The organism is Aeromicrobium wangtongii (assembly GCF_024584515.1).
Lineage (GTDB): Bacteria > Actinomycetota > Actinomycetes > Propionibacteriales > Nocardioidaceae > Aeromicrobium > Aeromicrobium wangtongii.
In genome coordinates this window covers 2,051,041-2,063,842 of record NZ_CP102173.1, presented here as the reverse complement: position 1 = coordinate 2,063,842, position 12,802 = coordinate 2,051,041, and the positions used below count along the sequence as shown (strand labels likewise).

Genomic DNA, 12,802 nt, shown 5'->3' with positions numbered 1-12,802 from the left:
CTGGTCAGTACAACAAAGGACACTGCAGTGAGCACTGAGGCAACAACGGTCGGCACCTCCCGCGTCAAGCGCGGCATGGCAGAGATGCTCAAGGGCGGCGTGATCATGGACGTCGTCAACGCCGAGCAGGCCAAGATCGCCGAGGACGCCGGCGCCGTGGCCGTCATGGCGCTGGAGCGGGTGCCCGCCGACATCCGCTCGCAGGGCGGCGTCGCGCGCATGTCCGACCCCGACCTGATCGACGGCATCATCGAGCAGGTCTCGATCCCCGTCATGGCCAAGGCCCGCATCGGTCACTTCGTCGAGGCGCAGGTGCTGCAGTCCCTCGGGGTCGACTACATCGACGAGTCCGAGGTGCTGACGCCGGCGGACTACACCAACCACATCGACAAGTGGAACTTCACGGTTCCCTTCGTGTGCGGAGCCACCAACCTGGGCGAGGCGCTGCGCCGCATCACCGAGGGCGCTGCCATGATCCGGTCCAAGGGCGAGGCCGGCACCGGTGACGTCTCCAACGCCACCCAGCACATGCGCAAGATCGGTGGCGAGATCCGCCGTCTGCAGTCGCTCAACGAGGACGAGCTGTACGTCGCCGCCAAGGAGCTGCAGGCTCCGTTCGACCTGGTCAAGGAGGTCGCCGAGGCCGGCAAGCTCCCGGTCGTGCTGTTCACCGCCGGTGGCATCGCGACCCCCGCCGACGCCGCGATGATGATGCAGCTGGGCGCCGAGGGCGTGTTCGTCGGCTCGGGCATCTTCAAGTCCGGCAACCCCGCGCAGCGCGCCGAGGCCATCGTCAAGGCCACGACGTTCCACGACGACGCCGACGTCATCGCCAAGGTCTCCCGTGGCCTCGGTGAGGCCATGGTCGGCATCAACGTCGACGACATCCCCGAGCCCCACCGCCTGGCCGAGCGCGGCTGGTAAGGCGGGAGACTTCGCCTCCCCGCGACTTCGTCGCGGCCTGGGCCTCGCTGCGCGCGGCCCGGGTTCGCCCGAGAACAGGCTGTGATTCCAGGGATCGCGCCCGGTGGGGTCGGCGGAGTATGCTTCTTCGTGCCGGGTGCGAGGGGTATGGGAGTGCCCCACATCGTGCTCGGCACTCGAGGGAGCGCGACCCGCCGGACGTTCGCGTCGCAGGCGGTCCACTCACTCCGTTGGACCCCGTCGGAAGCGATTCCGAAGGGGGGCGGCGGTGGTGGCGTATCCCCTGGAGGGCCTCGGCCTTCTCACGCCACCGCCGTCGCGACACGGAGTCGACGGCGTTCGATAGGCTCGAACGGTGTCAGTGTCAATCGGTGTCTTCGCCCTCCAAGGTGACGTGCGCGAGCACCTGCGCGTCCTGAACGATCTCGGCGTCGATGCCTTCCGCGTCCGCCGCCCCGAGGAGCTCGAGCGCTGCGACGGCCTGGTGCTGCCCGGCGGCGAGTCGACCACGATGTACAAGCTCGCCCGGACCTTCGACCTGTTCGAGCCGCTGGCCAAGCGGATCAGCGGCGGCATGCCGACCTTCGGGACGTGCGCCGGCATGATCATGCTCGCCGATCGCATCGAGGACGGCAGCGAGGGCCAGGAGACGCTCGGCGGCCTGGACATCACCGTCCGCCGCAACGCCTTCGGACGCCAGGTCGACTCCTTCGAGGGCGAGCTGGAGTTCCGCCACCTGGACGACCCGGTGCACGCGGTGTTCATCCGCGCACCGTGGGTCGAACAGGTCGGACCGGAGGTCGAAGTTCTTGCCACCATCGCCACGGGGGAGGCGGCCGGTAGGATCGTCGCCGTCCGGCAGGGCAGCCTGATGGCGACCTCGTTCCATCCCGAAGTCGGGAGCGACGATCGCATCCATCGCTACTTCGTCGAACTCGTCAAGCAGTCGCAGAACCAGTCCGTCGTGAGTTAAGGGGCAGCGCCATGTCAGGCCATTCCAAGTGGGCGACCACGAAGCACAAGAAGGCCATCGTCGACGCCAAGCGCGGCAAGATGTTCGCCAAGATGGTCAAGAACATCGAGGTCGCAGCGCGGATCGGCGGCCCTGACCCCGACGGCAACCCGACGCTGTACGACGCGATCCAGAAGGCGAAGAAGTCCTCGGTCCCCAAGGACCACATCGATCGCGCGGTCAAGCGCGGCGGCGGCGTCGGCGCGGACGCGGTCGACTACACGACGATCATGTACGAGGGGTACGCCCCCGGCGGTGTGGCGCTGCTGATCGAGTGCCTCACCGACAACAAGAACCGGGCCGCGATGGAGGTCCGCACCGCCATGACCCGCAACGGCGGGACGATGGCCGACCCCGGCTCGGTGTCGTACATGTTCCACCGCAAGGGCGTCATTCTCGTGCCGCAGGAGCAGGAGGGCGGCCCCACCAACGAGGACGACGTCCTGGCAGCGGTGCTGGACGCCGGCGCCGAGGAGGTCAACGACCTCGACGGATCGTTCGAGGTCATCAGCGAGGCCACCGACCTGGTCGCCGTCCGTGAGGCGCTGCAGGAGGCCGGGCTCGACTACGACTCGGCCGATGCCTCGTTCGTGCCGACGATGACGGTCGACGTCGACGTCGACGCGGCGACCAAGATCCTCAAGCTGATCGACGCGCTGGAGGACTGCGACGACGTCCAGAACGTCTTCGCCAACTTCGACGCGTCCGACGAGGTCATGGCCCAGGTCCAGTGACCTGGGTCGGCGCGGCCGACGGCGCGTCGCCGACGGCGTGACGTCGGGGGCGGCTAGGCTGTCGAACATGCGTTCTACTGCGGCGATGGTCCGGTCATGAGGGTGCTCGGGATCGATCCCGGCCTGACCCGCTGCGGCGTCGGCGTGGTCGACGGCACCGTCGGGCGTCCCCTGACGATGGTGCACGTCGGCGTGTTCCGCACGCCCGCGGACCTCGACACCGCCCGCCGCCTGCACCAGCTCGAGCAGCAGGTCGAGGCCAGCGTGCTGGCGCATCGCCCCGATGTGGTCGCGGTGGAGCGGGTCTTCGCCCAGCACAACGTCCGCACCGTGATGGGCACGGCCCAGGCCAGCGGCATCGCGATGCTGGTCGCCGCGCGGCACGGCATCCCCGTCCACCTGCACACGCCCAGCGAGGTCAAGGCCTCGGTCACCGGCAGCGGACGCGCCGACAAGGCGCAGGTCACCCAGATGGTGACCCGTCTGCTGCGGCTCACCGAGGCGCCGAAGCCCGCCGACGCGGCCGATGCCCTGGCGCTGGCCATCTGCCACATCTGGCGTGGCGGGGCGATGAACCGGCTGGAGGCCGCTGTCGCGGCTGCGGCCGGGACGCGCCGCGCGCCCGGGGCCGTGGGCACCCGATGATCGCCCACGTCCGCGGCCGGGTCGCCGCCGTCACGCTCACCTCTGCCGTCCTGGACGTCAGCGGGGTGGGCCTGCAGGTCATGTGCACCCCCGGCACGATCGCGACGCTGCGCATCGGCCAGGAGGTCCAGCTGTCGACGTCGATGGTCGTGCGTGAGGACTCGCTGACGATCTTCGGTTTCGCGACCGTCGACGAGCGCGACATGTTCGAGCTGGTGCAGACCGCCAGCGGTGTGGGCCCCAAGGTCGCCCAGGCGATGCTCGCGGTCCTCGACCCCGACCGGCTGCGCCAGGCCATCGGCCAGGGCGACCTGGCGACGCTGACCACCGTGCCGGGCATCGGCCGCAAGGGTGCCGAGCGCATCGTCGTCGAGCTCAAGGACCGGGTCGGCGTCACCACGACGGTCGCCGCCGGCGCCGCGGCCTGGCGCACCCAGGTCCACGAAGCCCTGCTCGGGCTGGGCTGGTCGGCCCGCGACGCGGACGCCGCCCTGGACGCCGTGGCCGCCGAGCTGCCGCCGGGTGCCAGCCCCGACGTCTCGACCATCCTGCGTGATGCGCTCCGGTCGCTGGCGAAGAGCCGCTGATGCACGACGACACCGGGTACGACGGCGACGGGTTCGAGGCGATCGTGGCCGAGGCCGGTCCCGAGGACCGTGCCTTCGAGGCGGCGCTGCGCCCGCGCACGCTCGACGAGCTCGTGGGGCAGGAACGCGTCCGCGAGCAGCTGTCGCTGATGCTGGAGGCCGCGGTGGCCCGGGGCCGTACCCCCGATCACGTGCTGCTGTCGGGCCCGCCCGGACTGGGCAAGACCACGCTGGCGATGATCATCGCCCACCAGCTGTCCGCCCCACTGCGCATCACCAGTGGGCCCGCGATCCAGCACGCCGGCGACCTGGCCGCCATCTTGTCGGGCATCAACGAGGGCGATGTCTTGTTCATCGACGAGATCCACCGCATGTCCAGGCCCGCCGAAGAGCTGCTGTACATGGCGATGGAGGACTTCCGCGTCGATGTGATCGTCGGCAAGGGCCCCGGCGCCACGGCGATCCCGCTGGAGATCCCGCCGTTCACGGTGGTCGGCGCGACCACGCGCGCCGGCCTGCTCCCCAGCCCGCTGCGCGACCGCTTCGGCTTCACCGCCCAGCTGGACTACTACGACACCGACGAGCTGCACCGCATCGTCCAGCGCTCGGCGGGCCTGCTCGGCCTGGAGATCACCGATGACGGCGGACGGGAGATCGCCTCGCGCTCGCGTGGGACGCCGCGAATCGCCAACCGGCTGCTGCGCCGCGTCCGCGACTACGCGGAGGTCCGGGCCGGGGGAGTCGTCGACCACGACGTGGCCCGCGGCGCCCTGGCCCTGTACGAGGTCGACGAGCTGGGGCTGGACCGTCTGGACCGCGCCGTGCTGTCGGCCCTGTGCCGCAACTTCGGCGGGGGACCGGTCGGCATCTCGACGCTTGCCGTCGCCGTCGCCGAGGAGCGGGAGACGGTCGAGGAGCTCGCCGAGCCCTTCCTGGTCCGGCTGGGATTCCTGGCCAGGACGCCGCGGGGACGCGTCGCGACCGCTGCCGCGTGGCGTCACCTGGGCCTGTCGGTGCCCGCAGGAATCGAGCAGCTGCCGCTTCCTGACGACCCTGCCTGACACGCGCTTGGTGTCGCACGTCACGATGGGACGGTTGCCGGGTTAAACTATCCGGCGGCCCACCGGCCGACGACCCGTCGAGCGGGTCCCTCTTACACGTGCAACGGAGCATCCACCGTGAACGACTGGGCATCCATCATTCCCCTGATCCTGCTCGTCCTGGCCTTCCTGTTCCTGGTCGTCCGACCGGCGCGGGCCCGCCAGCGCGACTTCCAGCGCCTGCAGGGTCAGCTCGAGGTCGGCCAGCAGATCATGCTGACCAGCGGGATCTTCGGCGAGCTCGCGGCGATCGGTGAGGAGACCGTCGAGCTGCAGATCGCACCCGGCACCGTCATCACGGTCAACCGGCACGCCGTCGCGCGCGTGGTCGAGGCGGTACCCGACGACGACGCAAGCACCGACCTCTGATGGCGTCATCGTCCAAGCGCAGCCCGAACCGGGCCCGTCCGGGGCGGACCCTGTCGCTGTTCCTGGCCGCGATCGTCGCGTTGTACGCCCTGGTGGCCCTCATCGGCATCACGGGCGACAAGGGCGACGACAGTCCCTGGCACCCCAAGCTGGGCCTCGACCTCGAGGGCGGCACCCGCATCACCTTCCAGGCCAAGGCCGAGTCCGGTGACATCACGGCCGAGAAGCTCGAGCAGGCTCGCGACATCATCGACCAGCGGGTCAACGCCTCCGGCGTCGCCGAGGCCGAGGTCACCACGCAGGGTGGCAACCAGATCATCGTCGAGATCCCGGGTGAGAAGCGCGCCAACATCGTGGACGAGGTCGGCAAGACGGCCCAGCTGCGGTTCCGGCTGGTCTGGGCCGGCGGCCTGACGAGCGCGACAACGCCCGCCACCCCGGCTGATGTGGCCGCCCAGCAGAAGATCATCGACGACCTCGACTGGTCCAAGCTCAGCCTCGACCAGATCATCGCCGCCGAGACCACTGGGGTCGCATCGCTGCCCGCCGAGTACCAGCCGGGCATCGCCGCCCTGCAGAAGGAGGCCGCCGGCTTCGTCTGCACGCCGGACGGGATCGATGTCAACGACATCGCCGACAAGCCGCTGGTCACCTGTGACACGAAGACCGGTGAGGTCGAGATCCTCAGCCCCACCGTCATCAAGGGCACCGACGTCAGCGGCGCGGAGGCGGTCGTCCCCCAGGGGCAGGTCTCGTGGGTCGTCTCGCTGAAGCTCAAGGGTGAGGGCAAGAAGACCTTCAGCACCGTCACCGACGCGCTGTACAAGCAGCTGCAGGCCGGCAACACCCAGGGCAGCAAGTTCGCCGTGGTGCTCGACGGGGAGATCCTGACGTCGCCGACCACCAACGGCCACTTCACCAACGGTGAGTCGCAGATCTCGGGTGACTTCAACGGCACGACCGCCAAGACGCTGGCCAACCAGCTCAAGTACGGCGCCCTGCCGCTGACGTTCAGCGTCAACGGCAGCGAGGAGATCGGGCCGTCGCTGGCCGGCACCCAGCTGGACGCCGGGCTCGCAGCCGGCGTCATCGGACTGGTGCTCGTGATCGTGTACTGCCTGCTGTACTACCGCGGCCTGGGCCTGGTGATCATCGGATCGCTGTTCGTCGCCGCGGCCCTGACCTACGTCATGGTGCTGCTGCTGGGCAGGGGAGTCGGGTTCACCCTGACGCTGCCGGGCATCGCCGGCCTGATCGTCGCGATCGGCATCACCGCAGACTCGTTCATCGTGTTCTTCGAGCGCCTCCGCGACGAGGTGCGTGACGGCAAGTCGCTGCGCCTGGCCGTCGAGGCGGGGTGGGTGCGGGCACGGGGCACCATCCTGGCCGCCGACACCGTGTCGATCATCGCGGCGGTGACCCTGTTCATCTTCGCGATCGGCGTGGTCCGCGGATTCGCCTTCGCCCTGGGCCTCACGACGTTGATCGACGTGTTCGTGGTGTTCTTCTTCACCAAGCCGTTGGTGTCCCTGCTCGCCAGGACGAAGTTCTTCGGCCAGGGGCACAGGCTGTCGGGCCTGGACGCGGCCCACCTGGGCATCTCGGGCCGCAAGGTCACCGAGATCGCCCGTACCCGCGAAGAAGTCAGCACCTCCGGAAAGGGTCTCTGATGGGTCGCATGAGCACATTCGGCCAGCACCTGTACGAGGGGCGCGTCTCGTTCGACTTCGTCGGACGGCGCAAGCTCTGGTACTCGATCTCGGCCGTCATCGTCGTCCTGGCGGCGCTCGGGTTCGTGGTGAAGGGCTTCAACTACGGCGTGGAGTTCAAGGGCGGTGTCGAGTTCACCGCCAAGGTCCAGGTTGCCAACTCCCAGACGTCCGACGAGATGGTGCAGGCCGTCGAGGACGCCGACGTCCCGGAGGCCGGCGACCCGACCGTCCAGACCTCCGGTTCCGACACGATCCGGATCCAGACCCGGGCCCTGACGCAGGACCAGGCCACCGCGGTCACGCAGTCGCTGGAGAAGGCGGGTGCCTCCGAGGTCAGCCAGAACCTGATCGGACCCACCTACGGCAAGCAGGTGGCGACCAAGGCGCTGACCGGCCTGATCGTGTTCCTGGTCGTGGTCGTGATCTTCATCTGGGTGTACTTCCGTGAGTGGCGCATGTCCGCCGGCGGCATCGTGGCCCTCGCGCACGACCTGATCATCACCGGCGGCGTGTACGCGTGGTCCGGCTTCGAGGTCACGCCGGCAACCGTCACGGGTCTGCTGACGATCCTGGGCTACTCGCTGTACGACACCGTCGTGGTGTTCGACAAGGTGCGCGAGAACACCAAGGGCATCTTGTCGTCGACCACCAAGACCTATGCGGAGCAGGGCAACCTCGCGGTCAACCAGACGCTGGTCCGCTCGATCAACACCTCGATCACCGCGCTGCTGCCGGTGGGCGCACTGCTGTTCGTCGGCGCCGGGGTGCTCGGCACCGGGCCCCTGAAGGACCTGGCGCTGGCCCTGTTCGTCGGCATGGCGGCCGGCACCTACTCCTCGATCTTCATCGCGACGCCGTTCGTCGTCCAGCTCAAGGAGCGGGAGCCCGCGATCAAGGCGCAGACCGCCCGGGTCATGGCTCGCCGGGCCAAGGAGGGCGAGGGGCTCTCCGTCGGGTCGTCGACCGCGACCGCCGTCGCCCCCGCCCGGACCGTCCGCACGTCCGGTGCCGCCAAGCGTGCCCAGCCGTCCCGGAAGCCGCGCTCGCAGCGCGGAAAGGGCGGCTCTGGACCCGAACGGTAGGCGCCGCGTGCCATGATCTTGAGCACACCTGTTCGACGGCTCGGGACGGTCCCGCTCGTCGCTCGTGCCGAGGAGTGCTCGTGAAGATCCTGACGCTGGCCACCGTCGTCCTGCTGGGCACCTCCTTGGCCGCGTGCAGCGGCAGCGACAGCGAGGGGGGCGGCAGCGGGTCCGACTCCAGCGCGTACTGCAAGGACGTCGCCAAGGCCAAGCCGGTGTTCGAGGACCTCGCGACCGGTGACCTGTCCAAGCTGGAGGAAGGACTCAACACCTTTCACCGGCTGGCCGACGAGGCGCCCAGCGAGCTGAAGGACGACTGGCGTAGCCTCGACGATGCGGCGACGTCGATCGAGAAGGCGTTGAAGGAGTCCGGACTGAAGTTCTCGGACCTGCCGGCCGTCCAGCAGGGCCAGATCCCGCCGGGCGTCGACGTCACCAAGCTGACAACCTTCGCGGCAGACCTGCAAAAGCTCAACACCTCCGCGTTCGACGAGGCCCGTGCGGCCATCGCGAAGCAGGCCAAGGACACCTGCAACGTGAAGCTGGGCGCGATCTAGTCATGACCCCCACCCCGGAAGGACCCCCGTGACCGAGCTGGAATCCCTGATCGACGATCTCGTGCGACCGATCGAGGACTGGCCCGAGCCGGGTGTCACCTTCCGCGACATCACGCCGCTGCTGGGCGACCCGGCGGCCTACGGGGCGGTCATCGACGGGCTGGTCGCCCTGGCCGAGGAGGCCGGACCGGTCGACGCGATCCTGGGCATCGAGGCGCGCGGGTTCTTGTTCGGTCCGTCCATCGCGCTGCGCCTGGGCGTGGGCTTCGTGCCCGTCCGCAAGCTGGGCAAGCTGCCGGCCGACCTGCTGTCCACCTCCTACGACCTCGAGTACGGCTCGTCGACCCTGGAGATGCACGTCGACGCGCTCGCGCCGGGCGCCCGGGTGCTGGTGGTCGACGACGTGCTGGCCACGGGTGGGACGATGATGGCGGCGGCCGACCTGGTCAGCCAGGCCGGGGGAGTCGTGGTCGGCAACCTCGTCCTGATCGAGCTGCTCGCCCTCGGCGGCCGCGAGCGGTTGGCTCCCATCCGCTGCTCCGCGCTGCGTTCCTACTGACACCTACCGAATCGAGATCCCATGAACACCCAACAGGTCCGGATCGTGGCCCTCGTCCTGGTCGCCATTCTCGTGCTCGGCGCCGCCGCCACCCTGCTCGGGGAGCTCACCTGACGCCTGCGTGACTAGACTGGAGCAACAGTGAGGAGCGCGCGTGGCTGATCGCATCGAGGCACCATCGGTGGAGTCCAAGAACACCGACCAGGCGCCCACGTCTGCCCGCGTGCGCAACCGGCTGGCCCGCATCGGCAACAGCAAGTCCAGCTCGTGCGACCCGGTGCTCGACCCGCTGATCAAGGTCTTCCGCGCGACGCATCCCAAGGGCGACATCACGACCCTGCAGAAGGCGTACGACATCGCCGAGCGGATGCACGCAGGGCAGAAGCGCAAGAGCGGCGATCCGTACATCACCCACCCGCTCGCCGTCGCGACCATCCTGGCCGAGCTCGGCATGACGACGCCCACCCTGTGCGCAGCGCTCCTGCACGACACGGTCGAGGACACGCCGTACACGTTGGAGCAGCTGACCGCCGACTTCGGCGACGAGGTGCGTCACCTGGTCGACGGCGTGACCAAGCTCGACAAGGTCAAGTACGGCGACTCGGCGCAGTCCGAGACGATCCGCAAGATGGTGGTCGCGATGAGCCGCGACATCCGCGTGCTCGTCATCAAGCTCGCCGACCGCCTGCACAACATGCGGACGCTGCGCTACCTGCGTCAGGACAAGCAGGAGCGCATCGCCCGCGAGACGATCGAGATCTTCGCGCCGCTGGCCCACCGCCTCGGCATGAACACGATCAAGTGGGAGCTGGAGGATCTGGCCTTCGCCACCCTGCACCCCAAGGTCTACGACGAGATCGTGCGCCTGGTCGCCGACCGTGCGCCGTCGCGCGAGCAGTTCCTCGAACGGGTCGTCAACGACGTCGAGTCCGATCTGCGGCACGTCAAGCTGAAGGCCACGGTGTCGAGCCGGCCGAAGCACTACTACTCGATCTACCAGAAGATGCTGGTCGGCGGCCGCGAGTTCTCCGAGATCTTCGACCTGGTCGGCGTGCGGATCCTGGTCGACTCGGTCGCCGACTGCTACGGCGTCCTCGGCGTCCTGCACGCCCGATGGAACCCGATCCCGGGGCGGTTCAAGGACTACATCTCGGTGCCGAAGTTCAACATGTACCAGTCGCTGCACACGACGGTCATCGGTCCGCAGGGCAAGCCCGTCGAGCTGCAGATCCGGACGTACGCGATGCACCGCCGCGCCGAGTACGGCGTCGCCGCGCACTGGAAGTACAAGGAGGACGCGACCGCCGGCAAGAGTGGCAAGGCGCCCGACAAGGACGAGATGCTGTGGCTGCGCGAGCTGCTGGACTGGCAGTCCGAGACGTCGGACTCCGTCGACTTCCTGGACTCCTTGCGCTTCGAGATCAACAACGCCGGTGTGTACGCGTACACGCCGCGCGGCGACCTCATCCAGCTGCCGGCCAACGCCACGCCGGTCGACTTCGCGTACGCCGTCCACACCGAGGTCGGGCACGCCTGCATCGGCGCCCGCGTCAACGGCCGGCTCGTGTCGCTGGAGTCGACGCTCGAGAGCGGCGATGTCGTGGAGATCTTCACCTCCAAGTCGGCCGATGCCGGGCCGAGCCGTGACTGGCTGGAGTTCGTGGCCAGCCCGCGGGCCCGCAACAAGATCCGGCAGTGGTTCACCAAGGAACGCCGCGAGGAGGCCATCGAGCGCGGCAAGGACCTCATCGCCAAGCAGATGCGCAAGGAGGGTCTGCCGCTGCACCGGCTGTTCAAGCACGAGACGCTGGCAACCGTTGCGCAGGAGCTGCAGCTGCCGGACATCTCGATGCTGTACGCCGCGGTCGGCGAGGGCAACGCCAGCCCTCAGAACGTCGTCGAGCGGGTCATCGACCTGGCCGGCGGGCGCGACGGCGCCCAGGAGGACCTCGCCGAGGCCACCACGCTGCCCGGGGTCGGCGCCACCCGTCCGCGCACCCAGAACCGCGATGCGGGTGTCATCGTCGAAGGGCTGGACGGCGACGTCATGGTCAAGCTGGCCAGGTGCTGCACGCCGGTGCCCGGCGACAAGGTCCAAGGATTCGTCACCCGTGGCACAGGCGTCTCGGTGCACCGCACCGATTGCGCCAACCTGATCGCGTTGCGCAACCAGCCGGAGCGTCTGGTCTCCGTGCGGTGGGCGGCGACGGGCAAGAGCACCTTCCTGGTCGCGATCCAGGTCGAGGGGCTGGACCGTCCGCGCCTGCTCAGCGACATCACGCGGGTCATCTCGGACCAGCACGTCAACATCTTGTCGGCTGCGCTGTCGACCGGCCGCGACCGCGTCGCGAAGTCCAAGTTCACGTTCGAGATGGCCGATCCCAAGCACCTGGGCCACGTCCTGAGCGCCGTCCGCACCGTCGAGGGCGTCTTCGACGTCTACCGCCTCACCCAATAACCGCTGACGCGTGGGTTGCGCACGCTGACGCGTGGGTTGCGCACGCTGACGCGTGGGTTGTGCACGCTGATGCGTGGGTTACGCCGCACGAAGCGCGGGTTGCGCACGGGTGCCCCACCACCGGTGGATGGGCTTCATCCCGAGCAGCGCGCCCAGCTCGTCCTCGAACGATGTGTCCTGCCCGAAGATCCTCTGGCGTGTGCCGATCACCCACCGCCAGCCGTAGAGCTCTGAGAGATACTCGCGGCGTTCGGCGTCGTGCTGGCGGTGCGCGTCGTCCGTGTGGAACTCGCGCCCGTCGTACTCCGAGCCGATGAGCAGATCTGGGTACGGCAGGTCGATGAAGTAGGAGCGACCGAAGTCGTCGACGACCTCGTGCTGCGGTTCTGGCGGCGGAAACCCGGCATCCAGGATGCGCAGGCGCTGCCACGACTCACCCGGTGACTGGGTCCGTGGCTCGATCATCGCGGCCAGGCTGCGGGCCTGGACGATCCCGCGGTAGCCCTTCAGCTTGGCGACGTACTCGATCACCTCGGGCGCCGTCACCAGCTCCGCGGCCGCAAAGGCATCCGCTGCGGCGAGGGCGTAGGGCCGGTACATCCTGCGCAGGAGATCCGAGACGGTTCGGACGGCGGTCGTCACGTGGACGCCGTCAACGAACTCGACGTCCCCGGTCGCCAGGATGGCCTGGCGCCCGCGGCTGCCGGGATGCACGATGTGCGCGCCGCCGTGGCGCACGAGCATCGCGGGGGTGAAGTCGAAGCGGGTTCCGGGTGAGAAGACATCGAGCCCTCGCACCCACGCGGCGGTCTCGTCGCAGACCACCGCGTTGTCGGGAGTCACGAGATTGATCGCACGCAGGCGTCCGCGGCGCGAGTCGGGCACGCGGGCGTCGACGTAGACGCCGCGGAACTCACGGCGGAGCTGCATCGCTGCGTGCATCCGCCGTAGCTCTGCTGAGGAGAAACCCAGGTTCCGACCCTGCGCCACGGTGAACGGAAATCCGTCGTTGATGAGTTCTGACATGGGCCGATCCAACGACCCAGCACGGCATCCCGTCGAC

At 68.9% G+C, this 12,802-nt stretch carries 13 protein-coding genes; 12 read left to right on the top strand and 1 reads right to left on the bottom strand.

Features of this window, described 5'->3' with window-relative positions:
• Positions 1–27 precede the first annotated feature (27 nt).
• From pdxS to NQV15_RS10190, 12 genes are all read left to right on the top strand, one after another.
• The gene (pdxS, locus tag NQV15_RS10245; RefSeq protein WP_257125039.1) at positions 28–924 is read left to right on the top strand and encodes a pyridoxal 5'-phosphate synthase lyase subunit PdxS; all 897 of its coding nucleotides are present in this window, start codon (positions 28–30) and stop codon (positions 922–924) included.
• Positions 925–1,279: 355 nt separating this feature from the next.
• Positions 1,280–1,897, top strand: coding sequence for a pyridoxal 5'-phosphate synthase glutaminase subunit PdxT (gene pdxT / locus NQV15_RS10240; protein ID WP_232399724.1), 618 nt, complete (start codon positions 1,280–1,282; stop codon positions 1,895–1,897).
• A gap of 11 nt (positions 1,898–1,908) precedes the next feature.
• On the top strand, positions 1,909–2,670 hold the full coding sequence (locus NQV15_RS10235; RefSeq protein ID WP_232399723.1) for a YebC/PmpR family DNA-binding transcriptional regulator: 762 nt from the start codon (positions 1,909–1,911) through the stop codon (positions 2,668–2,670).
• A 96-nt stretch (positions 2,671–2,766) separates the two neighbouring features.
• A complete protein-coding gene (gene ruvC / locus NQV15_RS10230; RefSeq protein ID WP_232399722.1) occupies positions 2,767–3,315 on the top strand; it encodes a crossover junction endodeoxyribonuclease RuvC in 549 nt (182 codons plus the stop codon).
• A complete protein-coding gene (gene ruvA / locus NQV15_RS10225; protein WP_232399721.1) occupies positions 3,312–3,902 on the top strand; it encodes a Holliday junction branch migration protein RuvA in 591 nt (196 codons plus the stop codon). Before ruvC ends, ruvA begins: the two co-directional genes overlap by 4 nt.
• Positions 3,902–4,963, top strand: coding sequence for a Holliday junction branch migration DNA helicase RuvB (gene ruvB / locus NQV15_RS10220; protein WP_232399720.1), 1,062 nt, complete (start codon positions 3,902–3,904; stop codon positions 4,961–4,963). The genes ruvA and ruvB overlap by 1 nt, the downstream gene beginning before the upstream one ends.
• A gap of 117 nt (positions 4,964–5,080) precedes the next feature.
• Positions 5,081–5,371, top strand: coding sequence for a preprotein translocase subunit YajC (gene yajC, locus NQV15_RS10215; RefSeq protein WP_232399719.1), 291 nt, complete (start codon positions 5,081–5,083; stop codon positions 5,369–5,371).
• On the top strand, positions 5,371–7,041 hold the full coding sequence (gene secD / locus NQV15_RS10210) for a protein translocase subunit SecD (RefSeq protein ID WP_232399718.1): 1,671 nt from the start codon (positions 5,371–5,373) through the stop codon (positions 7,039–7,041). The genes yajC and secD overlap by 1 nt, the downstream gene beginning before the upstream one ends.
• An 8-nt stretch (positions 7,042–7,049) precedes the next feature.
• Positions 7,050–8,165 carry a protein translocase subunit SecF gene (secF, locus tag NQV15_RS10205; RefSeq protein WP_232399717.1) on the top strand — a complete coding sequence of 372 codons (1,116 nt, stop codon included), beginning with the start codon at positions 7,050–7,052 and terminating at the stop codon, positions 8,163–8,165.
• An 80-nt stretch (positions 8,166–8,245) separates the two neighbouring features.
• Positions 8,246–8,722, top strand: a complete 477-nt coding sequence (locus NQV15_RS10200; RefSeq protein WP_232399716.1) for a hypothetical protein — start codon at positions 8,246–8,248, stop codon at positions 8,720–8,722.
• A gap of 28 nt (positions 8,723–8,750) precedes the next feature.
• Positions 8,751–9,281 (top strand): adenine phosphoribosyltransferase, encoded by a 531-nt coding sequence (locus NQV15_RS10195; RefSeq protein WP_232399715.1) that lies wholly within the window; start codon positions 8,751–8,753, stop codon positions 9,279–9,281.
• 223 nt (positions 9,282–9,504) lie between these two features.
• On the top strand, positions 9,505–11,739 hold the full coding sequence (locus tag NQV15_RS10190) for a RelA/SpoT family protein (protein WP_306459376.1): 2,235 nt from the start codon (positions 9,505–9,507) through the stop codon (positions 11,737–11,739).
• Between the two features lie 78 nt (positions 11,740–11,817).
• On the opposite strand, the gene NQV15_RS10185 is transcribed toward NQV15_RS10190, so the two are convergent.
• The gene (locus NQV15_RS10185) at positions 11,818–12,765 is read right to left on the bottom strand and encodes a hypothetical protein (protein ID WP_232399714.1); all 948 of its coding nucleotides are present in this window, start codon (positions 12,763–12,765) and stop codon (positions 11,818–11,820) included.
• Positions 12,766–12,802 lie beyond the last annotated feature (37 nt).

Excerpts from the sequence above, each read along its gene's own strand:
- secF (WP_232399717.1), top strand. The coding sequence starts at position 7,050 with ATGAGCACATTCGGCCAGCACCTGTACGAGGGGCGCGTCTCGTTCGAC.
- ruvB (WP_232399720.1), top strand. The coding sequence starts at position 3,902 with ATGCACGACGACACCGGGTACGACGGCGACGGGTTCGAGGCGATCGTG.
- NQV15_RS10235 (WP_232399723.1), top strand. The coding sequence starts at position 1,909 with ATGTCAGGCCATTCCAAGTGGGCGACCACGAAGCACAAGAAGGCCATC.
- NQV15_RS10185 (WP_232399714.1), bottom strand. The coding sequence starts at position 12,765 with ATGTCAGAACTCATCAACGACGGATTTCCGTTCACCGTGGCGCAGGGT.
- secD (WP_232399718.1), top strand. The coding sequence starts at position 5,371 with ATGGCGTCATCGTCCAAGCGCAGCCCGAACCGGGCCCGTCCGGGGCGG.
- ruvC (WP_232399722.1), top strand. The coding sequence starts at position 2,767 with ATGAGGGTGCTCGGGATCGATCCCGGCCTGACCCGCTGCGGCGTCGGC.
- ruvA (WP_232399721.1), top strand. The coding sequence starts at position 3,312 with ATGATCGCCCACGTCCGCGGCCGGGTCGCCGCCGTCACGCTCACCTCT.